The organism is Streptomyces sp. WMMB303 (assembly GCF_029351045.1).
GTDB lineage: Bacteria > Actinomycetota > Actinomycetes > Streptomycetales > Streptomycetaceae > Streptomyces.
Genome location: NZ_JARKIN010000001.1, coordinates 3,808,263 through 3,832,357, shown reverse-complemented (window position 1 = coordinate 3,832,357; position 24,095 = coordinate 3,808,263). Strand labels below are relative to the sequence as shown.

23 protein-coding genes are annotated in these 24,095 nt (G+C 71.7%); 11 read left to right on the top strand and 12 right to left on the bottom strand.

What is annotated here, in order from left to right:
* Positions 1-105 precede the first annotated feature (105 nt).
* Both P2424_RS17055 and P2424_RS17050 read right to left on the bottom strand, forming a co-directional pair.
* Positions 106-708: a DUF5134 domain-containing protein gene (locus P2424_RS17055; RefSeq protein ID WP_276476593.1), complete on the bottom strand. Its 603-nt coding sequence runs from the start codon at positions 706-708 to the stop codon at positions 106-108.
* 86 nt (positions 709-794) lie between these two features.
* On the bottom strand, positions 795-1,175 hold the full coding sequence (locus P2424_RS17050; protein ID WP_276476592.1) for a hypothetical protein: 381 nt from the start codon (positions 1,173-1,175) through the stop codon (positions 795-797).
* 713 nt (positions 1,176-1,888) lie between these two features.
* Between P2424_RS17050 and P2424_RS17045 the strand changes: the two genes are divergently transcribed.
* The 3 genes from P2424_RS17045 to P2424_RS17035 all read left to right on the top strand — a co-directional run bounded on the left by P2424_RS17045 (position 1,889) and on the right by P2424_RS17035 (position 5,265).
* On the top strand, positions 1,889-3,292 hold the full coding sequence (locus P2424_RS17045) for a hypothetical protein (RefSeq protein WP_276476591.1): 1,404 nt from the start codon (positions 1,889-1,891) through the stop codon (positions 3,290-3,292).
* Between the two features lie 134 nt (positions 3,293-3,426).
* Positions 3,427-3,624 carry a hypothetical protein gene (locus P2424_RS17040; protein ID WP_276476590.1) on the top strand — a complete coding sequence of 66 codons (198 nt, stop codon included), beginning with the start codon at positions 3,427-3,429 and terminating at the stop codon, positions 3,622-3,624.
* 396 nt (positions 3,625-4,020) lie between these two features.
* Positions 4,021-5,265 carry a cytochrome P450 gene (locus P2424_RS17035; protein ID WP_276476589.1) on the top strand — a complete coding sequence of 415 codons (1,245 nt, stop codon included), beginning with the start codon at positions 4,021-4,023 and terminating at the stop codon, positions 5,263-5,265.
* 24 nt (positions 5,266-5,289) lie between these two features.
* On the opposite strand, the gene P2424_RS17030 is transcribed toward P2424_RS17035, so the two are convergent.
* Complete coding sequence (locus tag P2424_RS17030) at positions 5,290-5,574, bottom strand: hypothetical protein (protein ID WP_276476588.1); 285 nt, start codon at positions 5,572-5,574, stop codon at positions 5,290-5,292.
* Between the two features lie 46 nt (positions 5,575-5,620).
* The gene (locus P2424_RS17025) at positions 5,621-6,466 is read right to left on the bottom strand and encodes a DUF4232 domain-containing protein (protein WP_276476587.1); all 846 of its coding nucleotides are present in this window, start codon (positions 6,464-6,466) and stop codon (positions 5,621-5,623) included.
* Between the two features lie 242 nt (positions 6,467-6,708).
* On the opposite strand from P2424_RS17025, the gene P2424_RS17020 reads away from it, so the two are divergent.
* From P2424_RS17020 to P2424_RS17010, 3 genes are all read left to right on the top strand, one after another.
* Positions 6,709-7,464: an SDR family oxidoreductase gene (locus P2424_RS17020; RefSeq protein ID WP_276476586.1), complete on the top strand. Its 756-nt coding sequence runs from the start codon at positions 6,709-6,711 to the stop codon at positions 7,462-7,464.
* A gap of 61 nt (positions 7,465-7,525) precedes the next feature.
* Positions 7,526-8,368 carry a helix-turn-helix transcriptional regulator gene (locus P2424_RS17015; protein ID WP_276476585.1) on the top strand — a complete coding sequence of 281 codons (843 nt, stop codon included), beginning with the start codon at positions 7,526-7,528 and terminating at the stop codon, positions 8,366-8,368.
* Positions 8,369-8,553: 185 nt separating this feature from the next.
* The gene (locus P2424_RS17010) at positions 8,554-9,573 is read left to right on the top strand and encodes an alpha/beta hydrolase (protein ID WP_276476584.1); all 1,020 of its coding nucleotides are present in this window, start codon (positions 8,554-8,556) and stop codon (positions 9,571-9,573) included.
* Positions 9,574-9,603: 30 nt separating this feature from the next.
* On the opposite strand, the gene P2424_RS17005 is transcribed toward P2424_RS17010, so the two are convergent.
* On the bottom strand, positions 9,604-10,053 hold the full coding sequence (locus P2424_RS17005; RefSeq protein WP_276476583.1) for a MarR family transcriptional regulator: 450 nt from the start codon (positions 10,051-10,053) through the stop codon (positions 9,604-9,606).
* Positions 10,054-10,141: 88 nt separating this feature from the next.
* Here P2424_RS17005 and P2424_RS17000 point away from each other — a divergent pair, with 88 nt between their 5' ends.
* Positions 10,142-10,627 carry a MarR family transcriptional regulator gene (locus P2424_RS17000; protein ID WP_276476582.1) on the top strand — a complete coding sequence of 162 codons (486 nt, stop codon included), beginning with the start codon at positions 10,142-10,144 and terminating at the stop codon, positions 10,625-10,627.
* Between the two features lie 68 nt (positions 10,628-10,695).
* Here the strand turns inward: P2424_RS17000 and P2424_RS16995 are convergent, their stop codons facing one another.
* The 3 genes from P2424_RS16995 to P2424_RS16985 form a co-directional block, all read right to left on the bottom strand.
* Positions 10,696-11,028: a MazG-like family protein gene (locus P2424_RS16995; protein ID WP_276476581.1), complete on the bottom strand. Its 333-nt coding sequence runs from the start codon at positions 11,026-11,028 to the stop codon at positions 10,696-10,698.
* Positions 11,025-11,261: a hypothetical protein gene (locus P2424_RS16990; RefSeq protein WP_276476580.1), complete on the bottom strand. Its 237-nt coding sequence runs from the start codon at positions 11,259-11,261 to the stop codon at positions 11,025-11,027. Before P2424_RS16990 ends, P2424_RS16995 begins: the two co-directional genes overlap by 4 nt.
* A gap of 221 nt (positions 11,262-11,482) precedes the next feature.
* Entirely contained in the window at positions 11,483-14,065 is a 2,583-nt protein-coding gene (locus tag P2424_RS16985) for an ATP-dependent Clp protease ATP-binding subunit (RefSeq protein WP_276476579.1), read from the bottom strand.
* Positions 14,066-14,570: 505 nt separating this feature from the next.
* On the opposite strand from P2424_RS16985, the gene P2424_RS16980 reads away from it, so the two are divergent.
* The 3 genes from P2424_RS16980 (at position 14,571) to P2424_RS16970 (ending at position 18,563) form a co-directional block, all read left to right on the top strand.
* Positions 14,571-16,301, top strand: coding sequence for a BCCT family transporter (locus P2424_RS16980; RefSeq protein WP_276476578.1), 1,731 nt, complete (start codon positions 14,571-14,573; stop codon positions 16,299-16,301).
* Positions 16,302-16,537: 236 nt separating this feature from the next.
* Positions 16,538-17,881, top strand: coding sequence for a potassium transporter TrkG (locus tag P2424_RS16975; RefSeq protein ID WP_276476577.1), 1,344 nt, complete (start codon positions 16,538-16,540; stop codon positions 17,879-17,881).
* Complete coding sequence (locus tag P2424_RS16970; RefSeq protein WP_276476576.1) at positions 17,874-18,563, top strand: TrkA family potassium uptake protein; 690 nt, start codon at positions 17,874-17,876, stop codon at positions 18,561-18,563. The genes P2424_RS16975 and P2424_RS16970 overlap by 8 nt, the downstream gene beginning before the upstream one ends.
* A 147-nt stretch (positions 18,564-18,710) precedes the next feature.
* On the opposite strand, the gene P2424_RS16965 is transcribed toward P2424_RS16970, so the two are convergent.
* Positions 18,711-19,634: a phosphatase PAP2 family protein gene (locus P2424_RS16965; protein WP_276479007.1), complete on the bottom strand. Its 924-nt coding sequence runs from the start codon at positions 19,632-19,634 to the stop codon at positions 18,711-18,713.
* 322 nt (positions 19,635-19,956) lie between these two features.
* On the opposite strand from P2424_RS16965, the gene P2424_RS16960 reads away from it, so the two are divergent.
* On the top strand, positions 19,957-20,442 hold the full coding sequence (locus P2424_RS16960) for a hypothetical protein (RefSeq protein WP_276476575.1): 486 nt from the start codon (positions 19,957-19,959) through the stop codon (positions 20,440-20,442).
* A gap of 226 nt (positions 20,443-20,668) precedes the next feature.
* Here P2424_RS16960 and P2424_RS31020 read toward each other — a convergent pair whose 3' ends face one another.
* The 3 genes from P2424_RS31020 to P2424_RS16950 all read right to left on the bottom strand — a co-directional run bounded on the left by P2424_RS31020 (position 20,669) and on the right by P2424_RS16950 (position 23,802).
* Positions 20,669-21,169 (bottom strand): MFS transporter, encoded by a 501-nt coding sequence (locus P2424_RS31020; RefSeq protein ID WP_346660098.1) that lies wholly within the window; start codon positions 21,167-21,169, stop codon positions 20,669-20,671.
* Entirely contained in the window at positions 21,123-21,917 is a 795-nt protein-coding gene (locus P2424_RS31015; RefSeq protein ID WP_346660097.1) for an MFS transporter, read from the bottom strand. The genes P2424_RS31020 and P2424_RS31015 overlap by 47 nt, the downstream gene beginning before the upstream one ends.
* A 340-nt stretch (positions 21,918-22,257) precedes the next feature.
* Positions 22,258-23,802 carry an alanine/glycine:cation symporter family protein gene (locus tag P2424_RS16950; RefSeq protein ID WP_276476574.1) on the bottom strand — a complete coding sequence of 515 codons (1,545 nt, stop codon included), beginning with the start codon at positions 23,800-23,802 and terminating at the stop codon, positions 22,258-22,260.
* Positions 23,803-24,095: the final 293 nt, after the last annotated feature.

The window sequence follows — 24,095 nt, the reverse complement described above, 5'->3', positions numbered from 1 at the left end:
GACAGTGATACGCCTGGCAGCGCAGAAGTGACGCGGTTCACAGCTCTGCCGGGTTTCCGGTCGGCGCCCCGGGCGGGAGGGCTTCCGGCCCCGCGCGTGCACTCCTCAGAGCGCGAGCAGCATCGCGAACATCGCCGCTCCCATGGCGACTCTGCAGCCGGCCGCGACCCCGGCCTGCCGCGCCACGGGCGGCACCGCGGTCCTGCGTCCGACCGGGCCGCCCGGCGCGGCTCCCGCCGGCATCAGACGCGTCCCCGTCCAGAGCACGTATCCGGCGAAGTAGACCAGCAGCGTCCCCGTCACGAGCGGCAGGCCGCCCGCTTCGGAGTGGTGCGCGGCCGCTCCGCCGGACGGGCCCAGGGCCATCGCCAGCGACATGTACACCATCGCCGCGCTCCCCAGGAGATGGTGCAGATGCCGTCCCGGCGAGGCGGCGGTGTGCCGTTCGGTGGCCGTCAGCCGCAGCTCCCGCGCCAGCAGCGCGCCGAACAGCGCACCGAAGACCCACCCCGAGACCGTGTGCGCCGCGGGCGTTCCGCTCCAAGGGGCAGGTGCGGCCATCGCCGCCATCCCGAGCCCCATCGCGGCCTCACTCCCCGCCTCCGCCCGCCGGTCCGGCCCGGCGCCACGCGCCCGCAGCAGGCATGAGACGCCTGTCACCGCGCAGAGCGCCGTCAGCAGCCATCCGACCACGGCAGGGTTGTGCATCCGCCCACCTCCCCGGGGAAGGCTGCCCGCTCGCGGGCGGCACACGGGAGCGCACGGGCGCATGAGGGCGCGTCCGTTCGGAGGATTCAGCGGGGTCGGGGAGCGGTGTGCCCCATCATCTCGGTGGCCTCCAGCAGCGGCATGCCCAGGTCCTGGAGGAGCACGCGGGTGTCGTCGGTGTGGTCCGGGAGGAAGGCGTGGTCCCCGTGGTCGGCGGGGCTTTCGTCGCCCCGGTGCTCTTCCCGCTCGTCCGCGGTCCTGGGCGCGTGGTCGCGGATGCGGCGGCTGAGCAGCCGCCAGGCGTAGGCGTTGGTGTGCGGGCTGCGCAGCGCCTGGTCCCACTGGGCGGCCAACTCGGCGAAGGCCAGGTGGACAACGGCGTCGGCCTGCCGCGCATCGGCCAGGCGGTTGTGCGCGTACTCCAGATACCGTTGCCGGTAGAGAACGCAAAAAGCGGTGAAGGCCACCGGGGGTTCCGGTGCGGATTCCGGGCGCTGCGGCTCCCGGACGGTCTGTGGAGGCGCCGTGGGCGCGGCGCTCTGTTCGCACGGCAAGGGCATACGAACGTTCAACGTTCCTCTCCCCTCCCATTCCCTCCGTCGTGGTCCCCTCCTGCGGAAGCTACAGCTCCAGATGCGTCGGACGCCACGAGCTTCTGCACCGTGCAAATTCATCAGCAATTGCACGAGCAGCCACCCTGCGCGAAAGGTGGCGGGGTGTCGAACTTCCAAGCGACGAAATGGCGCGCCATTGTTCTTCTGTGATCGACGCGGATCATTTTCGGCAAATTCGACAGTGTTCTTGACGTGTTTCTCGTCAGGCTGTCGCTCTGTACTCCGCGCCGAAGCCACCTGCCAACCATCGGAGTGAGCCACGCGGAATTCACTCTTGAAGGTGGCGAACCGGCAGGACGTCCGAATCAGCCGCAATGTCCCTCGAGGTCGAGGCGGCGGCGGCGGCCGGATCGCCGACGCCGACGCCGTCGTGTTGAATTGGAGTCCGCCGTCGAAGGGCTGGAGGTCGCCGTAGCAAGGGGCTCGGCTGCGGGCCCGGCAGCGCGCCACCGGCCCGACACAGCCGGGGAGGAGCCGCCGCCGAACCGCGTGGCGGCAACGGCCCACCGGGGCCTTGGGCTGACAACTGTCCGTGTTCTGATCGGTTTGGTGTGTGGGGGGTTCTGGTGTCGGTTCCGGGTGCGGGCTCCGAAGGCGCGAGCGACGGGGTGCTGGTGATGGCGGGTGTCGGCGGGGGCCTGATGGACGTCGGCGTCGTGATGGCGGGCCTGGGCGGAGTGTCCTGGAGCGGCATACTCGCCGGCGCGGACGTGCACATCGCCGGTCCCGGCGCGGTGAACGTCGTCGAACTGGCCGGTCCCGTCGACCCGCAGATGGTGCTGGCCCGGGTGCGCCTGGCGGCCGGCGCCCCCGGCCGGCTCCTGGTGGTCGTCGTGGGAGAACTGCGCAAGGACCCGCGTAAGGGCGGACTGCACATCGGGCTGGGAGCGCCCGGCCAGCACTCGGCCGCGGTGCGCTACAGCGGGTTGCCCTGGGAGTGGCTGACAGCGGAGTTGGCCGTGCGGCCCCCCGGGTCGACCACCGTACTGCTGGACGTGGCCACCGAGCCCGGCGCGTGGGAGGCGGTCCGGGCGGGCGGACTGCCGGAGGCCCACGGGGTGGCCGTGCTGGGTCGCGTGGTGCGGCACGGCCGCGAGTCGGCGTGGCGCCGACTGCGCGGCGGCAACACCCCCGTGGAACCCGCCTATCTGATGGAGTGCATTCGGCTGTGGCGGGCCGGCGGCCGGATGCCGTTCGCCGAACTGCATCAGCGGGCGGCGGCCGTCTCCGGTACGACGGAGCACGAGCAGGCGCTGTTCGTCACCGCGTCCGCGGCCGCGGCACCTCCGGCCCCGGAAGCGACGGCCGAACCGCTGAACGGCTACCGGCCCGCAGCCGCCCCCGTGCATCCGAACGGATGGGGGCACCAGGCCCCCCCGGACCTCCCCGCGCAGTGGCAGCCCGCCGACCCGCACCCCTCGGCGGTCCCGGCTCCGCACGGGCCGCCCGGTGCCGAGCAGGTGCCCGGGAACGGGGCGGAATCCCGGCACCACTCCGCGCCCCCGCCCCCGGGGGCCCGAGGCGCGGGTGCCGAGCCGGCCGAGGACCCGCATGAAACGATCATGGCTGCGGCACGCGCCGGCCGCCATGAGGAGGCCGAGGCGCTCGCGGTGGCCTGGGAGGAGGCCGCCGAGCGTACGGAGGGGCCCGGTTCGGAAGGAGCGCTGCACTGGGTGGAGGTCCGCGCCGACCTCGCCCGGCTGGCCGGTGCCCCGGCCCGCAGTTGTGAACTGTGGCTGCGGGTCGCCCGGAGGCGCCTCGAACGTGGCGAATCCGAGCGGGCCTTGGAAGTGGAGGGAGCCGTCGACCGCGCCCACCACCAGTGGCAGTGCCTGGACGAGGGGGAGACCGCCCGCGAGTTGGCCCCGGAACTGGTCCTGCTGCGCCGCCGGGTCCCCGGCCGCCAGCCCGGTGCGGTACGACTGGTGGAGGAACGCGCGGAGCGGCTGCTCGGCGGCGTCGAACAGTGAACCCGCGGTAACGGCCGCACGAGTGGCAGTGGCTGGTCCGTTCGCAGCAGCGCCGGACCGGCCGTCCGCCCTGCCACCGGCCGCTCCCGGACGCTGGGTCGGGTACTGCCCCTGACATCTCCCGAGGAGCGCGTATGTTCCGTCGATCCGTACTGGCTCTGGCCACGCTGCTGGCCACGACCGTCCTAGCGGTGGCACCGGCCGCCGCGGCCGCCGAAGCCCCCGTTCCGCAGACCGACGAGTTGACCTCCCGTCAACAGGCCGCCCTCGGGGTCGCGGAGAAGGCCTTGGGCACGCTGCTGGGTGGCGCGGTGTCCCTGGGCGGGAGCTGAGGGAATCCGGCGCCCCGCGCCCGCTGCCGCCGCCCCGGCCCCGTCGGGGCGGCGGCCGGGCCCGTCGGAGCCCGGGGGCGGCAGGACCCGTTCGCGGGCGTTCCGCAGACAGCCGGGAGCCGCCCGGAGCGCGACCGCCGGCCACCGCGGCGCCCCGTCCCGGCCGTGGGGGCGGACGCGACGCACCGCCGACTTTCCGCCGCAGGTGCCGACTTCGCACGCCTGGCCGCGACGGGGGCCGGGGGACATCCGCACCCACCGGGCCCTGACGCGTGCCGCGCAACGTGAGATGATCTTGCACCGTCTGACCCCTACACGGACGCGTGATCGGCTCGTACTGTGGGCAGGCGTCACCGCGTCAATTCCCCGCCCCCCGAACGGAGATTGCGACTCACCGTGTCTGTTCCCGAGCTTTTGACTCTCGACCCCACCGGCAGCGACCCGCACGGTGAACACAAGGCCCTCCATGCGCGGGGCCCGGCGACCCGGGTCGACCTGTTGGGTGTCACCGCCTGGTCGGTCAGCGACCCGGCCCTCCTCAAGAAGCTGCTGACCGGGCCGGACGTCTCCAAGGACGCGCGGCAGCACTGGCCGCAGTTCGCCGAGACCGTCCCCACCTGGCCGTTGGCGCTGTGGGTCGCGGTGGAGAACATGTTCACCTCGTTCGGCAGCGACCACCGCAGGCTGCGCCGGATGGTGGCCCCGTCCTTCAGCGCACGCCGCGTGGCGGCGCTCGGCGAGCGCGTCGAGAGCATCGTCGACGACCTGCTGGACGTGCTGGCGCGCACCCCGGAGGGTGAAGCGGCGGATGTGCGGGAGCTGTTCGCCTACCCGCTGCCCATCCAGGTGATCTGCCACCTGATGGGGGTGCCGGAGGAGCGCCGGGCGGGCTTCCGCCAACTGGTCGACAACGTCTTCGCCACCACGCTGACCCCCGAGGAGGCCGCCGCCAACACCGCGAGCCTCTACGGAGTGCTCGACGAGCTGATAGCCGAGAAGCGCGAGCAGCCCGGCGAGGACATGACCTCCCTGCTCATCGACGCGCGGGACGAGGAGGGAGACGGGTCGGCGCTCTCGGAGGCCGAACTGCGCGACACCCTGCTGCTGATGATCAGCGCCGGTTACGAGACCACGGTCAACCTCCTCGACCAGGCCATCACCGTGCTGCTCACCCACCCCGAGCAGCTGGCGCTCGTCCGGGAGGGCCGCGCCGGCTGGGCCGACGTGGTCGAGGAGACGCTGCGCTTCGAGCCGGCCGTCAAGCATCTGCCGCTGCGCTTCGCCGTCCGCGACATCCCGCTGCCCGACGGGCAGGTCATCGCCAAGGGCGAGCCCGTCCTCGCCTCGTACGCCGCCGCCAACCGGCACCCCGACTGGCACGGCGAGAGCGCGGACACCTTCGACCTCACCCGCACCGCCCCCGGCCCCGAGCACCTCGCCTTCGGCCACGGTGTGCACTTCTGCCTCGGCGCCCCGCTCGCCCGCCTGGAAGGCATCACGGCGCTGGAGAAGTTCTTCGCCCGCTTCCCCGAGGCCCGGCTGGGCGTCCCGGAAGAGGAGCTGCGCCCCGTGCCCTCGCTCATCAGCAACGGCCACCAGACCCTCCCGGTGGTGCTGCGCCCGCGGTCCGCCGCGGACTGAGCGGCCCGGCGGGCCCCGGCCCGGCTACTGCTTCTCGTCCGGCCGAGCGGCGTCGCACGTCTCACGCCTGCGGCGCCGCTCGGCGAGCAGGCCGGTGCCCGCGACCACCAGACCGACGGCCACGACCTTGGCGGCTCCGTACAGGTTCAGGTAGGCGTCCGGGGCCGCGTGGCCGGTGCGGAAGAGGACAGCGGCCACCCCCACGCCCAGCAGGATCAGCACGATTCCGCCCACCGGCCCGGTGCCGGCCCACCACGGCGCGGAGTCCGCCGCCGGGCTGCTGGGCCGGTCGGTGTGCTGCTCGCTCATCTGGATCCTTTCGGGGCCTGCGGACTGCGTACGTGGCGCGCGGCGTTCAGCCGCCGGTGCCGGGGGAGACCGGGCCGATCTTCGGTACCGAGGCGTCCCCCGAGGCGGTCACCGGACCGCCGGACCACCCCACCCGCAGCGAGGACTGCTGGTCGGGCGGGGTGAGCAGCGCGCCGTCCGGGGTGACGGTCGCGGTACCCGTCATTCGTGGGTCGGCGAACGACAGCGGCGCCCAGGCACTCGAGCCGGGCGCCAGCTCGACCTGCTGCGAGCCGCTGCCCTCGCGCTGCGGGGGGACGGAGACCCGGTTCCCCGAGGCGTCGACGAAGGCGAACCCCGGGAAGCCGCTCATCGTGCAGGTGCTGCCGGAGTTGTTCGTGAAGACCAGCGCGTGGTGGTGCTGGCCGGCCCCCGGATGGTTGGGGCCTATGGACGCCTTGAGATCGGATGCCGCGCACGCGCCTCCCGAGCCCGAGCCGGGCTCGGCGCCATCGCCACCGGCTTCCGCGCCGCCGCCACCGGAACCACCGTCCCCGGTGCTGCCGGAGCCTTTCGAGGACGACGTGGAAGGCTCGGTGCTCCCACCGTCGCCCTTCTTGTCCTTGCCGCCGCTCTCCTTCCCGCTGTCGCCCTTCTCCTTGCCGGACGGGGCGATGCCCGCGGGCGTCGCCTCACCGGAGACCCGCCGGAGTTCCGGAGTGCCGCCGTCCTGGCTGCCGCACCCGGCCAGCAGTCCCGCTGCCACCAGCGCTGTGGCAGCCGACGTGGCGGCTCTCGCCGGATGCCGGAGCCGGTGGCGCCGCGCGAGGAGGCTGCCGTTCGCGGCAGGGGTCGTCCGTACGCGCCGGTTCGCCCTCGGGGTGGCATAGATCATGTCCGCGTCCGGTGCCATCGCTTACGTCGACTCCCTGCTCGTGTCCCTGCTCGTGCCGGCCCCCCGCCGTCGCACCGTGCACAGTCTTCGACGGCGGGGTGGACGGAAAAGTTCACGGTGGCCGAAGCCCCGTTCTCCGCCGCCCCCTCGCACCCTAAGGGGGGACCGCCGCTCCCCGGACAGCTGCTGCCTTCCTCCCGTTCCCCACCCGCGGCACCGTTGAGCTGCAGGAACCCCGCTTCGTGAACGGAGAACACGGCATGACCCGCATCGCTCTGATCACCGGTGCCAACCGCGGGCTGGGCCGCAGCACCGCGCTGCACCTCGCCGAGGCCGGCACCGATGTGCTGCTCACCTACCGCTCGCACGCCGACGAGGCCGAGGCCGTCGTCGCACAGCTTCGCGCGATGGGCCGGACAGCGGTCGCGCTGCCGCTCGACACCTCGGACACGGCCGCCTTCCCGGCCTTCGCCGACGCCGTGCGCGGCGCCCTCGAGGAGCACTGGGACCGCGAGGAGTTCGACATCCTGCTCAACAACGCCGGACACGGTGTGCACAAGCCGTTCGTGGAGACCACCGAGGAGGAGTTCGACGGGCTGATGAACGTCCACGTCAAGGGCGTCTTCTTCCTCACCCGGACGCTGCTCCCACTGCTCGGGGACGGCGGCACGATCCTCAACATCTCCACCGGACTGACCCGCTTCGTCGCCGCCGAGACCTCCGCGTACGCCGCGGCGAAGGGCGCGGTCGAGGTCCTCACCCGCTACCTCGCCAAGGAACTGGGACCGCGCGGTATCGCCGTCAACGTCCTGGCTCCCGGCGCCACCGCGACCGACTTCGGCGGTGGCGCCGTCCGCGACCGGCAGGAGACCCGGTCCGCTCTCGGTGCGGTCACCGCGCGGGGCAGGGTCGGCGAGGCGGACGACATCGGAGCCGCCGCCGCGGCGCTGCTCGCCGAGGGTACGTCCTGGATCACCGGTCAGCGCATCGAGGCATCGGGGGGCATGCTCCTGTAGGCGACCGCGGGAGAGGGAGAATGGCACCGTACCGGGGAGCGACGGACAGGGAGTGCAGACCGTGGACCGAGCACAGCTCGCGGACTTCCTGCGCACCCGCAGGGAGGCTCTGCAACCGGAGGACGTGGGGCTGCCCCGTGGCCCGCGGCGCAGGACCAGCGGGCTGCGCCGCGAGGAGGCGGCGGCGCTGAGCGGTATGTCCACGGACTACTACAGCCGCCTGGAGCAGCAGCGGGGGCCGCAGCCGTCGGCGCCGATGCTGGCCGCGATCGCCCAGGGGCTGCATCTCTCGCTCCCCGAGCGGGACCATCTCTTCCAGGTCGCGGGACACAACGCACCCCCACGGGCCGGTTCGGACCACATCACTCCTGGACTGATGCGGATCCTCGGCCGGTTGGACGACACCCCGGCACAGGTCGTCAACGACCTCGCCGAGACGCTCTGGCAGACCCCTCTGGCGACCGGGCTCCTCGGTGACGAGTCCCGGTTCACCGGAATGGCCCGCAGCCTGTACCACCGCTGGTTCACCGACCCGGCCACCCGGCTGCTGTACCCGGAGGAGGACCATCCGCGGCACAGCCGGTTCTTCGCCTCGGGGCTGCGGGCCGCCTACTCCCGGCAGGGCCGGGGCAGCCGGGCCGAGGAGTTGGTCGAACAACTGCTGGCGGTCAGCGAGGAGTTCGCCCGGTACTGGAGCGCCCATGAGGTCGGGGCGCCGCGGGTGGAGCCGAAACGGTTCCTGCACTCCGAGCTGGGGGAGATCGAGGTGCACTGCCAGGTGCTCCTCGATCCCGATCAGGGGCAGACATTGCTGGTGTATACGGCCGTCCCCGGCTCGGAGAGCGACGAGAAGCTCCGGCTGCTGCCCGCCGTGGGCTCGCACTCCGCGGGGGCGGACGGCTGACGCCGGGGGCGCGGCGCGGGACGCGACGGGGCGCGTCCGGCGCCGTCAACGCCCGACCGTCAACGCCCGAGGGGATACGGGGGGTGGCGTTCGGGCGGGGGCAGGCCCCATGATCATTGCCAGGGTGCCCGGTCGCCGGCCGGCCGGGCGCGGCGTTCGCCAGTTCCGCAGCTCCGGAGGGGTAGATGTCCCGGCAGGCCACCGACCAGACCGACCGGATCGACCGGATTCCGCCCCTGACCCACCGGCTGGTGCCCTCCCCGGCGGGCCGGATCCATCTGGTCGAACAGGGTGCCGGTCCGCTGGTGCTGCTCGTGCACGGCTTCCCCGAGTCCTGGTTTTCCTGGCGCCGCCAACTGCCCGTGCTGGCAGCGGCCGGATACCGCGCTGTCGCGATCGACGTACGCGGCTACGGCCGCTCCTCGAAGCCCGCCGAGACGGCCGCTTACCGGATGCTCGACCTGGTGGAGGACAACGTCGCGGTCGTGCACGCCCTGGGGGAGCGGACCGCGGTCGTCGTCGGGCACGACTGGGGCTCGCCGATCGCCGCGAACTCCGGTCTGCTGCGACCGGACGTCTTCCGGGCCGTGGGGATGCTGAGCGTCCCCTACAGCCCGCGGGGCGGCCCCCGGCCCTCCGAGGTCTTCTCCCGGATCGGCAGGGGCGAGGAGTTCTACATCTCCTACTTCCAGCAGCCCGGCCGGGCGGAGGGTGAGATCGAGCCGGACGTGCGCGGCTGGCTCGCGGGTGTCTACGCCGCGCTGTCCGCGGAGACCATGCCCGCGGACGGCGCACCCGCCCCGCACTTCGTCGCCCCCGGCGGCCGGATGCGCGACCGGTTCCCCGCCGAGCGGCTGCCCTCCTGGCTGACCGAGGAGGAACTCGATCTCTACGCGGGGGAGTTCGAGCGCACCGGGTTCACCGGGGCGCTGAACCGCTACCGCAACATGGACCGGGACTGGGAGGAGCTCGCGGACTTCGACGGTGCGCCGCTCACCCAGCCCTCGCTGTTCGTCGGCGGCGGCCGGGACGCCTCCACCACCTCGATGGCCGAGGCCGTCGACGCCTACCCCGTGACGCTTCCCGGTCTGTACGCCTCGCACATCCTCGAGAACTGCGGCCACTGGATCCAGCAGGAGCGTCCGGAGGAGATCAACCGGATGCTGACCGAGTGGCTCGCCGCGCTGCCGGCCCCGCCTGCCTGAGCCGGCCCCGGCCGCCCGGAGGCTCGGCGTTCAGGCCGGGCGCCCTCCGGAGGCGAGGTCGGCCTCCACGTTCGCCGCCATGACCGAGAGGGTGTGCACTGTCGCGGTGTACTGCTCGGGGGTGAGTTCGCCCAGGACGGTGCGGCGGCTGCGGGCGACCCGGTCGGCGATCCGGGCATGCGCGGCGCGGCCCTCCGGGGTGAGGCCGATGTGTCGTCCCGCGGCGGTTGTCCATCCGCGGGCGGCGAGACTGTTCCCGGGGCCGTCGAGAATCTCCGCCGGTTCCACCGCTCCCGCCTCCCGGAACGGGGCGAGCGCGCTTATCACTTCCTCGCGCGAGGCCGGGCCGCGACTGAGCGTGTTCAGCACCTGCCAGTGCCGCCGGCCGACGTCCAGATCGGCGAGGGTGGCGTCGAAGTGCCGCTCCAGCAGGTCGTGCAGGTGCTTGAGCCAGTATCCGATGGGCTTGGTCGCGTCCATGCCGGTCTCCGTCCCCTGAGGAGAGTAATACATGTAAAATAACATGTGAATGTATTTTGACATGTGACGAGCTGGGCGGGAGCGTGCCGTGAACAACCCGGAACCCGAGGTCGCGGCCCTGGAGTCCGCGCTGGCCGCGCTGCGCCGGGTGCAGAAGCGGCGTGCGCTGGCCCGGCTCGCGGAGCGGCGCGGTGAACGCACGGGACCGCACGCCGGGCCGCCGGACGCGGTCGTCGAACTGGTGGACGCGGTCGCGGCCGAGGGCGAGGCGGGCAGCTCGCTCACCGTCACCGAGGCGGCCACGGTGCTCGGGGTCGACCAGCCGCGTGCCAGTCGGCTGGCCGCCCAGGCGCGGGACGCCGGGCTGCTGCGCAGGGAGGCCGACCAGCGGGACGGGCGGCGCTCCCTCCTGGTGCTCACCGACGAGGGGTGGGCGCTGCTCGCCCGCGTCAGACAGTTCCGCGGCAGCATCGTGGCCGAGGCCCTGCGCGACTGGCCGGAGCCGGACCGCGCGGCCCTGGCCCGCCTCCTCACCCGCTTCGTACAGGACTTCACCGCGCTGACCGCGCCCTGAGACCGCCGGTGTGCCCGACAAGGGGCTGCCCGTCACTGCCTCGTCAGCGCGGACACCGGCGCCTTCCGCTACGCCGTCGACCGCCGGGTGCCGGAGGGCTGCGCCCGTCCGCTCTCCACAGCAGAGGGCTCCCGGCCGGCCCGGCCGGTGTCCGGGAACCGGGCCGCCTTCTGCGCGAGCTGCCGCTGGAGGTATTCCGCCGCGTCCTCCGGCCGCATCCGGGCCAGGGCGACCAGACCCGTGATGACCACGTCCGCCACTTCCGCTTGGACGTCCTCCCAGGCATGGCTGTGACCCTTGCGCGGGTTCGTGCCCTGGACGCCGATGACCGCCTGGGCGGCCTCGCCCGTCTCCTCCGCGAGCTTCAGCACCTGCAGCGTCCACTGCTGCTCACGCGTCATGCCCTGCGCGTCCCCGTGCGCGTCGAAGGTGCGGCGAGCTCGGCGGCGACCGACCAGACGTCCCGCGGCTCCCCTCGCTGCCGGTACCCGTCGTCCGGCCCGGGGCGGCCGCTCCCGCCCTCGGCGCCGTGGCCCGGCGCATCCCACGGCGCCGACTCGGCGTCTCCGGGCGGGTGCGATCCGGATTCCGGGACGCGGTCGTGGTTCCGCTTCTGCGACGTCACGTCTCCCAACGGTGGCTCCTCGACCGTGCTGCGGTGACCGGCGCTGCCGCGCCCGGCGGGGAGAACATGCCCGCGCGTCTCGCGGCCGAACCCGTAGCGGCCCCGCCTGCGGGCGGGCATGCTCCAGGCGGGCGAGACGGAGCCGGTGCGGCCCGCTGCCTCTGACGCCCCGTCAGTACGGCGGACGCCGTGCCCGGCCCCCTATCGCGGCGGTGGGCGGGGGCCGCGCCTCAGGGGCGTGCCCCGGCCAGGTCCGCACGACCCTCGGTGCGGAACTCCAGCTGCCCGTCCGCCACATCGACCAGCAGCCTGGAATGCGGTGCCAGATCGCCGCCCAGCAGCATCCGGGACAGCCGGTTGTCGACCTCGCGCTGGATCGTGCGACGCAGCGGACGGGCGCCGTACTCGGGCTGGTAGCCCCGGTGCGCCAGCCACCCGACGGCTGCGGGGGAGAACTCGATCTCCAGGTCCTGGGCGTGCACCCGGCGCCGGGTCTCCTCCAGCAGCAGATCGGTGATCTGCCGCAGCTGCGCGTCGTCGAGCTGCCGGAAGACCACGATCTCGTCGATGCGGTTGAGGAACTCGGGGCGGAAGTGCTCGCGCAGCGGTCGCAGCACCCGCTCCCGCCGGGCGCCTTCGTCGGCCTCCTCGCCGCCACCGAATCCCAGCACCGCGCCGCGCCCCGTGATGGCCTCCGAACCGAGGTTGCTGGTCATCACGATGACGGTGTTGGTGAAGTCGACCGTGCGGCCCTGGGAGTCGGTGAGCCGCCCGTCGTCCAGGACCTGCAGCAGCATGTTGAACACGTCCGGATGCGCCTTCTCCACCTCGTCCAGCAGCAGGAGCGAGTAGGGATTGCGCCGCACGGTCTCGGTGAGCTGTCCGGCCTCCTCATGTCCCACGTATCCGGGCGGTGCGCCCACGAGCCGGCTGACGGTGTGCCGCTCCTGGTACTCGCTCATGTCGAGCCGCACCATCTTCTCGTCCGAGCCGAACAGCGCCTCCGCCAGTGCCCGGGCCAGCTCCGTCTTGCCGACGCCGGTGGGTCCCAGGAAGAGGAAGCTGCCGATGGGCCGTTCCGGGCTGGAGAGACCGGAGCGCGAGCGCAGCACGGCGTCGGCGACGACCGTGACCGCCTCGTCCTGCCCGACGACCCGCTGCTGCAGCCGTTCCTCCAGCCCGAGCAGCCGCTCCTTCTCCTCCTGCGTGAGGTTGCTGACGGGGATGCCGGTCTGCTGCGAGACGATGTCGGCGATGTCCTCGACCGTGACCTCCACGATCCGGTGGCCGGAGCGGGTCTCCTGCTTGTGCCCGTCGCGGCCGATCGCCTCCTCCAGTTCCGCGAGCCGGTCCCGCAGCTGCGTGGCCCGCTCGTAGTCCTCCGCGGCCACCGCCTGGTCCTTGTCGCGGCGCACCTGTTCCGCCTCGCGCTCCAGCGCCCGCACGTCCGTGCCGCGGGTCGCGGTACGCAGCCGCACCCGGGCGCCCGCCTGGTCCAGCAGGTCGATGGCTTTGTCGGGCAGGAAGCGCCCGGTCAGATAGCGGTCGGACAGCTCCACCGCGGCCACGAGTGCCTCGTCGGTGTAGCGCACCTGATGGTGGGCCTCGTAGCGGTCCCGAAGGCCGCGCAGGATCTCGACGGCGTCCGCCGCGGTGGGCTCGGGGACCAGGACCGGCTGGAAGCGCCGGGCCAGCGCCGCGTCCTTCTCGATGTACCGCCGGTGCTCCTCCAGGGTCGTGGCGCCGATGACGTGGAGTTCGCCGCGGGAGAGCGGCGGTTTGAGCATGTTGCTCGCGTCCATCGACCCGCTCTCCCCGCCGCCTCCGGCCCCGACCACGGTGTGCAGCTCGTCGATGAAGACGATGAGTTCCTCGGTGTGGGCGCGGATCTCGTCGATGATGCCGGTGAGCCGCTCCTCGAAGTCGCCCCGGTAGCGGGTGCCCGCGACGACGCTGCCGAAGTCGAGCTGGACGACCCGTCGGCCCAGCAGGTTGTCGGGTACGTCGCCGTCGGCGATGCGCTGGGCCAGGCCCTCCACGATGGCCGTCTTCCCGACACCTGCCTCTCCGATCAGCACCGGATTGTTCTTGCCCCGCCGGGCGAGGACCTCCACGGTCTGCTCGATCTGCTCGTCCCGGCCGATGACCGGGTCGATCCGGCCCTCGCGGGCCAGGTCGGTCAGGTCGCGGCTGAACTTGTCCAGCTTGGGGGTGTTGCTGGGGCGCGTCTCCGTACCGCCGCGCGCCGGTGCCTCCGCTCCGCCGCCCTGCCCGGCTCCGGAGCCGCTGCCCGAGGCGGCCGAACGTGGGTCGAAGTGGGCCGAGTTGAGGATCTGGCCGGCGGTGGAGTCGCGGTTTGCGGCGAGCGCGACCAGTACGTGCTCGGCGCCGATGTAGGAGGCGCCGCGGGCGCGTGCGATCTCGTGCGCGTCCATCAGCGCCCGCTTGACCGCGGGGCTGACGGACAGCGAGTTGCGGGGCTGCCCGGTCCCGACCTCGCGGTCGATCTCGGCGACGAGCGCGTCGGGGTCGGCTCCGGCCCGGGAGACCATGCTGCGGGTGGGTTCGGCGGCGAGGGCCGCCCGCAGCAGATGCTCGGTGTCCAGATCCTCGCTGCCGTGCTCGGCGGCGTAGGAGGCCGCGTCGGAGACGAGCTGCCGTGCGGGCTCGCTCATCAACCGGAGGAAGTCGTAGTAGCGGGGATCGCTGAACTGTCCGCCGTTCCCGGGCCGGGCTCCGCGCAGGAAGTGCGCGATGAACTCCTCGAACGGGTCCCGGCCGAAATCCCCGGGACCCGTGTATCCGCTGGTCATGGTGGATCCGTCCCGCTGACCCGGCCCGGCCGGGCCACGCTGTGCTGAGTACGGGTGGCTACTGGTGCGGGAGTTCCCAGATGTGCGGGGATGACACGTGAGCCCGGGTCTCGGGGGAGCGGCTGTGCACGGTGCTGCGCCGGAGCGCGCCGCGCTTCCGCGGGGGCGGGGCCGCAACCGTCCGCCGTGCACCGAGCCGTCCGCGCCATCTGCACAGGGCCGTGTGTGGCTGATCCGTTACTCGCCGCCGTGTGTGCCGGTTCGGGATTTCGGGCGCGAGTGGGTCAGCCGGTTTGCCCCCTGCTCGCCGTCCTGCAGAAAGAAGTGCTGGTCAGACGGCATGGTTCGACTCGTAAGCGCTGTGATGAACCTCTCGTTCCGTTTTGGCTGTTGACAGTAATCCTTTCGTAATGAATGACATGAAGGTTTTGGGGCAGCTGCCGCGACAGGCCGGAGACTCCCTTCGACCTGGTGGCCTATGAACCTGACCGCAAAGGATGAACGCGTGGCTGCGCAGACAACGGCCAGAACATCTGACCAAGAGCCGGAGGCGAAGCCTCCGGCGCCACCGAGAGATGGCTCGATCGCGCCGTGGGTCTTCTACCCCTCGGCCGCCGTCATCCTGCTCTTCGTGCTCTATGCCGTCATCGGCCAGGACACGGCCGCTGAGCAGGTGCAGAATATTCAGGACGGGATCGTCGGCAACCTGAGCTGGTTCTACATGGCTCTGGTCTCGCTCTTCGTGATCTTCGTCATCTGGATCGGGATCGGGCGCTACGGGGACATCAAGCTCGGTAAGGACCATGAGAAGCCGGAGTTCAGTACGCTCTCCTGGTTCGCCATGCTGTTCGCCGCAGGCATGGGCATCGGTCTGGTCTTCTGGGGCGTCGCCGAGCCGCTGAACTTCTTCCACGCGCCCCGGCCGGGCATCGGCGAGGGAGCGGCCGCCCGCGAGCAGTTCGCCATGGTGCAGACGTTCCTGCACTGGGGCATCCACCCCTGGGCGATCTACGTGGTCGTCGGGCTGGCCGTCGCCTACTCCGTGCACCGCAAGGGGCGTCCGGTCTCCATCCGCTGGGCGCTGGAGCCGATCCTCGGCAACAGGGTGAACGGCTTCCTGGGCAACGTCATCGACACGGTCGCGGTCGTGGGCACCCTCTTCGGTGTGGCGACCTCGCTCGGCTTCGGCGTCATGCAGGTCGCCAGCGGAATGAACTTCCTCGGCTGGGTGGACGATCCGAACAGCAAGCTGCTGCTGGTCGTCCTGATCTCCTGCATCACCGGCATCGCCACCGTGTCGGTGGTCACCGGCATCGGCAAGGGCATCAAGTGGCTGTCCAACATCAACATGGGCGTGGCAGCCATCATCATGCTCTTCGTGCTGATCGCCGGGCCGACGGTGTTCCTGCTCAACGGGCTGGCGCAGGACGTCGGCGGGTACCTGCAGAACGTGCTGCAGCTCAGCTTCGACACCGGCGCCGCCCACGGCAAGGAGGGCACCAGCTGGGTCAACGGCTGGACCGTCTTCTACTGGGGCTGGTGGATCTCCTGGGCGCCGTTCGTCGGCATCTTCATCGCCCGCATCTCCCGCGGCCGCACGGTGCGCCAGTTCGTCTGCGGCGTGCTGCTCGTCCCCACTCTGCTGACCTTCGTCTGGTTCGCCATCTTCGGCGGCACCGGCCTCTTCCAGCAGATGAACGACAAGCACGACTACGTCCACGACGGCGCGATCAGCACCAACAACGCGCTGTTCGAGATGCTCGACACGCTGCCCGGTGGCAAGTTCGTCGCCGGTGTGTCGATCCTGCTGATCGTGCTGTTCTTCGTCACCTCCTCGGACTCCGGCTCGTACGTGGTCGACATGCTGGCCTCCGGCGGCGACCCCAACCCGCCGGTCTGGAGCCGGGTGTTCTGGGCGCTCGCCGAGGGTGCCGTCGCCATCGCGCTGCTGCTGGCCTCCGATCTCGGTGCCGGAGCCGCGTCGCTGAACACCTTGAAGACAGCGGCGATCGTCATCGCGCTGCCGTTCAGCATCGTGATGATCGGCATGTGCATCGCCACGCTGAAGTCCTTCCACCAGGAGCGCCAGGCGTACCTGCGGGCCAAGGAGCAGAAGCAGCAGGAGGAGCTGATCGACCAGACCGTGGCCGCGATCGAGGACAGCCTGGAGCACGGCACGCTCTCCGACGCGGTCGAGTCCTCCGCCAAGAGCACGTCCGAAGGCGCCAAGAAGTAGCACCCCGGTGACCGGCGCCGCAGGTGCCGGGTACCGGAAGCCGAGGCCGCAGCCGACGAGGCTGCGGCCTCGGCCGTGCTGCGGCCGGTGCGGTGGCGACGTCCGGGTGGTTCCCGGCCCGCGGGGCAGGTCCGCGCGGCCATCGGGGGTACCGGTTCCCAGGACCGCGGCGCGATTGCTTATCGTCTCCCGGTGCGAACAAACGTCGGATGTGTGTGCGGGGCGGAGGGCGTGCTGTGGTGACCCGGTGGCGGCCCCGCGTGCGGCACCCCGCCCAGATGGTCGTGGTCGGCTTCGCCATGGCGATCGGCATCGGGACCGGTTTGCTGATGCTTCCGGTGGCCAAGGCCGGGACAGGCTCGGCCACCGGGCTGGAGGCGCTGTTCACCTCCACCTCGGCGGTGTGTGTGACGGGGCTGGTCGTGGTCGACACCCCCGGCTACTGGAGCGGGTTCGGGCAGGCGGTGATCCTCGCGCTGATCCAGGTCGGCGGCTTCGGGATCATGACGTTCGCCTCCTGGCTGGTGCTGCTGGTCTCCCACCGGATGGGGCTGCGGGCCCGGCTCACCGCCGCGACCGAGACCAAGACCCTGGGCCTGAGCGACGTGCGCACGGTCGTCGTCCGCGTGGTGAAGGTCAGCCTGCTGCTGGAGGCGGTCACCGCGGCGATCCTGGCCGGGCGGTTCGCCACCGCCTACGACGAGTCCCTGCCGCGCGCGGTGTGGCTGGGCGTATTCCACGCCGTCTCGGCGTTCAACAACGCGGGCTTCGCGCTCTACTCCGACAGCCTGATGGGTTTCGTCACCGACCCGTGGATCTGCCTGCCGCTGTCGGCCGCGGTGATCGCCGGGGGCCTCGGCTTCCCGGTGCTGTTCGAGTTGCGCCGCAGATTCCGCAGACCGCGCACCTGGTCCCTGCACACCAAGATCGTGCTCGGGGCCTCGGCGGTCTTCCTGGTCGGCGGCAGCGCCTTCGTCACCGCTCTGGAATGGGACAACCCGGCGACGCTGGGCCCGCTGGACGTGCGGGGGAAGCTGCTGGCCGGATTCGTCCAGGGCGTCATGCCGCGCACCGCGGGCTTCAACAGCGTCGACACCGGTGCGCTGAGCCCGGCCACCTGGCTGGGCACCGATGTCCTGATGTTCATCGGCGGCGCCAGCGCCGGTACCGCCGGAGGCATCAAGGTCACCACCTTCGCCGTACTGTTCTTCGTGCTCTACGCGGAGATCCGCGGCGAGGGCGCGGTCGACATCTTCCGCCGCCGGCTGCCCGGCGACCTCCAGCGGCAGGCCCTGACGGTGGTGCTGCTCTCGGTGGCCGCCGTCGCGACCTCGACGCTGGTCTTCATGGTCTTCACCGACTTCAGCCTGGACCAGTCGCTGTTCGAGGTGACCTCGGCCTTCGCCACCGTCGGACTCTCGACCGGCATCACCTCCGGACTGCCCGGGGGTGAACAGGTCCTGCTGACGGTACTGATGTTCATCGGGCGGCTCGGTCCCATCACCGTCGCCTCCGCGCTGGCCCTGCGGCTGCGCGTCCGTATGTACGACCTTCCCGAGGAGCGACCTGTCATTGGCTAGGAAGCGCAGCAACCGGAACCGCCGCGGCTCCCACCGCGACTCCGTGGTGGTCATCGGGCTCGGCAGGTTCGGCCGGTCCCTGGCACTCGAACTCGTGGACGAGGACACCGAGGTCCTGGGTATCGACGAGAACCCCGAGGTCGTCCAGTCCCTCTCCGGCTCGCTCACCCACACCGTGCGCGCCGACTCCACGAAGGAGGACGCCCTGCGGCAGCTCGCGGTCCACGAGTTCGACCGCGCCGTCGTCGCCATCGGCACCGACCTGGAGGCCAGCATCCTCACCGCCTCGCTGCTGATCTCCTTCGGGATCGAGAACGTGTGGGCGAAGGCCACCAGCGAAGCCCACGGCCGCATCCTCACCCAGCTCGGTGTCCAGCACGTCGTCTTCCCCGAGCACGACATGGGGCAGCGTGTCGCGCACCTCGTCCGCGGCGGCATGCTCGACTACATCGAATTCGAGGACGACTTCGCCATGGTCAAGACCACCCCGCCGCCCGACGTCCTCGACATCCCGCTGTCCAGCAGCGCCGTCCGCACCCGCTACGGGATCACCGTCGTGGCCATCAAGCGGCCCGGCGAAGGCTTCAGCTACGCCACTCCCGACACGGTGGTACAGGCGGACGACACCCTCATCGTGGCCGGACGCACCCGGGCGACCGAACGCTTCAGCGAACTGCGCTGAGAGCCGCCACCGCGGTCGGAGACCGACAGTCCCGGCAGGCTGGGCAGCGCCGGAACTGTCGGCCCGCGCAGCCTAGGGCCGCCTCGGTCCAGGACGAAGAGGACGCACCGGCGGCGCCCGGATCGTCGCCCGCACGCGGGGCCGCCGTCACCCCCGCGGGTGCGGGCCCCGGGACGCGCGGTTCCCTCCCTCGGTGTTTCTCGACCCGTCCGATCCCTCCGGCGGTCCGGACGGGTCCCCGTTTCCGCACGCCGGGCTGTCCGCCGAGACGGGAGTGCGCCGGACTGCCCTGCCGATCCGGTGCGCGCAGGCCCGCACGGACCACTGCAGCAGCGCGCACACCGCCAGTACGGCGACGGCGGCCGCGGCGTCGAGCCAGAAGTGGTTGGCGGTCACCACGATCACGGCAAGGGTCAGCAGCGGGTGGGCGACCACCAGCCACCGCCATCGCCGGTGGCCCAACCGGATGACGACAGCGGCGACGAGGACCGCCCAGGCCACGTGCACGGACGGGACGGCCGACAGCTCGTCGGCCACCACACTTCCCGGCCCGCTGCCGTAGACCGACTGCCCGTAGCGCTCGGCCGTGTCCGCGAAACCGAGCCGCGTCAGCAGCCGTGGCGGCGCCACCGCGACGAGCTGGATCAGCAGGGAGACCACCGTGACCAGGACGACGTAGGTGCGCACCCGGCCGTAGGAGTCCCGGTGCCGCCAGAACAGCCAGACCAGCAGCGCCGCCATCGCCCCGAAGTGCATCACCGCGTAGTAGAAGTTGGCCGCCTGTACCAGCCACGGGTGGGGCAGCACGGCCTGCTGCCAGTCCACCTCGTCCGGCAGGCGCAGGCGCTGCTCCCAGCGGTAGATCCACCGTGCCCGGTCGAGAGCCGGCTCCAGGTTCCCCGCCGACATGCGGGCCGGGATCTGCCAGATCAGGAAGACCGTGGAGACGAGCGCCGCCTCGCGCAGCAGCACCGGCGCCCGCGGCCAGCGCCAGTGCCACACCGGCAGGCTCAGCGCCAGGAGGATCAAGGGCAGGCCTGCCGACAGCAGCCAGGCCGAGGCTCCTCCCACCGTCAACGGCTTCCACTCCTTTCCATCCCGCGGCGCTCAGGCGACCCGGCACGGGCCCCCTGCGGTTGCCGCACCGGTGTCCGGCCGCGCGCTACAGAGACCTCTCGGCCCCTTGGTCGGTACCCCACTGCTGCCGCATCCGCCGACCAGGGCACCCGAAAAGCGCACATCAGATGCGGCCGCTCGCTCCTGTGGGGGAGCCGCGGCGGCATCCGGATGAGGGTCGGAGCGTCCGCCTCCGTGCCGGTCGCCGGCCGGACCGGCGCGGCTCGGCTGCCACGGCCGGATACGCCAGAATGTGCGTGACGGGAGTGAGGTGGCGATGGTTGTGCGTGCGCCGTTGGCGGTGTTCGATCTGGACGGGACGCTGGCCGATGTCCGGCACCGGTTGCCCTTCCTGCAGCGGCGGCCGCGGGACTGGGACGCGTTCTTCCGCGCCGCCGCGGACGATCCGCCGCTGGAGAAGGGGGTGGCCCTGGCCCTGGAGACGGCCGGGCGGTGCGAACTGGTCTACCTCACCGGGCGCCCGGAACGCTGCCGGACGGACTCCGTGCGGTGGCTGCGGCAGCACGGGCTCCCGGCCGGGCGGCTCCTGATGCGCGCGCGGGACGACCGCCGCCCGGGCCGGGTCGTCAAGCCCGAACTGCTGTGCCGGCTGGCCCGGGAGCGCACGGTGGCCCTGGTGGTCGACGACGACGAGCAGGTGGTCGCCGCCTACCGGAGGGCGGGCTTCCAGGTACGCCTCGCCGATTGGATGCCTGCGCCGGCGGCACTGGAGGCGGCGCAGGAGCGCGAAGGGCGTACCTGAGTCCCGGGACTGCACGGGTCCGACTGCCGCCGAAGCCACCGCCTCCGGTGGTGCTCCACCCGGGGGGGGCGGGGCGCGGTCACCGCCGGGCAGGACGGCTGCCCGGTCGCCGAGAGGTCGCCGAGCGTGCGGCTCGGCCACCGGCACGGCTCGGGGGTGGGGGAAACACTGCTCAGGGCGCAGGAGATGCATCGCTGAAGGCACGTTCTTGGCTGATGGGACGTGCTCAACCGAGGGGCGGCCCTGCCGTCTTCGGCTTCCGCACGGCGCAGGCCATGGCCGCGAACACCGTTACGCCGCCCGAGAGCGCGAAGCACGTGCCGAGGGGCAGCCGTGCTGCCAGCAGACCGGCCGTCGCCGTGCCGCCGGAAATGCCCGCGTTCACCGCCGTGTTGACCCAGGCGCCTGCCCGCGTTCGGCGCTCCCGCGGTGCCACCTCGTCGGCCAGCAGATACGCCGTGGTGAGCGCCGGAGCCACGAAGATTCCCGCACACGCCACCGCGACGGTCAAAGTCCCCACGCCCGGTGCGAGCCCCGCGGCGGCCAGGGCGAGACCGGGTACGACTGCCAGCCGCGGCAGTCGTACCCGGGCCCCGGCCTGCCAGTTGACGGCACCGTTCAGGAGCCCGCCGACCGTGCTGCCCGCCGAGAGGGCCGCGAGTACCCAGGCGACCATGTCGTCACCGTGCTGCCGCTCCGTCACGAACGCGAGGACCAGCAGATCCACGGCGCCGAGGGACAGCCCCGGCCCCGGCCGCCACCACGACCGGCGTCAGCAGCGCCCGCGCCCCCTGCAGCCGTGTCCCGGAGCGTGCCGCTCCTTCAGTAACGGCAGTCGGCCGTACGTCCCGCACGGCCGGCGACATGACGAATGCGAAGGTCCCGCCCCCCCTACGAGCAGCGCGCTCCCCACGATTCCGGCCGCCGGGGGAGCGATCTGCACCAGCGCGCCGACCAGCAGCGGTCGCGCCGACCAGCAGCGGTCCGGACACGAGCAGCACCTCCTCCGCGACGCCGTCCAGGCTGAACGCGCGCTGCAACAGCGCCGGTTCGTCGGTGAGTTCACGCCAGACGGCCCGCATCGAGGGGCCGAGCGGAGGCGTCGCGGCGCCCGCGGCTGCGGCGATGGCGCCCAGCAGAACGGCGGGGGCGCCAGGCCGCCAGGAGGCCGCCGCGAAGGCGCCCAGGAGACCCGCGTGGAGCAGGGCCATCGGCAGCAGCGCGCGGCGTGGGCCGTGCCGGTCGACCAGGGCTGCCCGAACCGGGGACAGGAAGACACCGGTGGCGCCGAACAGCGCCGTGATCGTGCCCGCGACGGCATACGAGTTGGTGGCCCGGGTCACCGCCAGCAGCACGGAGAGAGCGAGCATTCCGTAGGAGAGCCGGGCCAGCAGGGCGGCGCCGAAGGTGCGTCGGGCGTACGGAAGGCGCAGCACGGCAGCGTACGAAGGCCGCCCTTGAGCAGGCGCAGACATGGAATGTTCCTCGGTCGAGGCGGGGGGGGAGGGACGCCGAAGTGCCGCGAGCACGGTGTGCGGGTCGCGGACCTGGGCGTGCCTATGCCAAGAGGAGGAACATGAGGATCATCGTAGCAGTGGGCGCAGGGGAGAAGTCAGCAGCAGCCCCGCGGGGCCCGAGAGGGCGTGGAGCATGATGCGCCGGTCGTCGGCATGGCTGCCCCGGGCCTTGGCAGTCCGGTGGGGCACTCCGTCGGACACCGGGCCGGGCAACGCCGCGAGCAGACATGCGGAAGGGGTCCGGGTACGCCGCGCCGCGGCGTACCCGGACCCCTTCCGTACCGGGCCGGTGCGACCGTCAGACGGTCGTGGTGGCCGGGTTCTTGTCCTCGTCGGCGCCGCCGGAGCTGTCCGGTGCGCCGGCCTTGCGGTTGCGGATGTACTCCAGGAAGGAGTTCAGCTCGCGCTTGACCATCGGGGCGAGCAGGTACAGGCCGATGATGTTGATGACGGCCAGCGAGAAGAGAACGGCGTCCGCCAGGTCGATCAGCGTCTGCAGGGTGAGCAGGGCGCCCGCGACGGCGAACAGCGTGTAGACGACCTTGAAGGTCAGCTCACTGACCTTGCTGCGGCCGAAGAGGTAGGTCCACGCCTTGAGGCAGTAGTAGCCCCACGTCAGCACGGTCGAGACGGCGAACAGCATGACCGCGATGGTCAGGATGTACGGGAACCAGGGCAGCACGGTCTCGAAGGCGTCGGAGGTGATGGTGACGCCGCCGATGGACTCGTCCGTGCGGGCCTTGGCCCAGCTGTCGGGGCTGGCGATGACGATGGTGAGGGCCGTCATGGTGCACACGACCACGGTGTCGATGAAGGGCTCCAGCAGGGCGACCAGGCCCTCGCTGGCGGGGTGCTTGGTCTTCACCGCGGAGTGCGCGATCGGCGCGGAGCCCAGGCCGGCCTCGTTGGAGAAGGCGGCCCGCTTGAAGCCGATGATCAGTGCGCCGAGGATACCGCCGGCGACACCCTCCGGGTTGAAGGCGCCCTCGAAGATCGAGCCGATCGCGTCCGGGACAGCGGTGATGTTGGCCAGGATGACGATCAGGCACGCGACGATGTACATCGCCGCCATGGACGGAACCAGCCGGCTGGTGACGGTGGCGATGGAGCGGATGCCGCCGAGCAGCACGATGCCGACGACCGCGGCGATCAGGAGACCGAAGAACAGGGCACCGGCGGAGGAGCCCAGCGCGCCGTCCTCGCCGCCCGCGACGGAGACGAGCTGTGCGTAGCTCTGGTTGACCTGGAAGAGGTTGCCGCCGAAGAGGCCGAAGAAGAGGATCATGGCCGAGGCCAGGACCGCCAGCACCCGGCCGAGGATCTTGCCGTTGCGTCCGAAGCGCTCGGTGAGCCCCTTGGGCAGGTAGTGCATCGGACCGCCGGAGACGGTGCCGTCCGCGTGCACCTCGCGGTACTTCACGCCGAGGGTGACCTCGACGAACTTCGTGGCCATGCCCAGCAGGCCGCAGAGGACCATCCAGAAGGTGGCGCCGGGACCGCCGATGGAGACGGCGACGGCGACACCGGCGATGTTGCCGAGGCCGACGGTGCCGGACACTGCTGCTGTCAGCGCCTGGAAGTGGTTGACCTCGCCGTCCGACCCCTTCTCGTCGTACTTGCCTCTCACCACGTCCACCGCGAGCCGGAACTTGCGGATCTGGACGAGCCCGAACCAGGCGGAGAAGACGAGGCCGGCCACGACGAGCCAGGTGACGATGAGGGGGAGTTCCGTTCCGCCGACGGGGACGGAGTAGAAGACGATCTCACCCAGTTTGGTGGCGATGGGTTCGACGAAGTCGCTTACAGCCTTGTCAATGGAGTCAGTTATGGAATCGAGTGACACAGTGGTTACCACCTGTAGGGCGGGCCGACGCATGGGAGACTGCGCCGCGGTGAGCGGACATGGAGCAGAACGCCGTCGTCCGATCGGCGAGGGGAGGGAATCGGTCCGCGGACACGAACCGCGATCGCCCAGGTTGTTGCAGTTGATACCGGTAGTCCGCAGAGCCGGCATGGGGTGGAGCCGGATACGGGATTGCGTTGTTCTAGCATGTTCATTGCGGATTCACACGTGATGTAAATCACATAACGGCGAGTAACTAACCAAAGTGCCTGGGCGCGTGATGTGACCGTTAT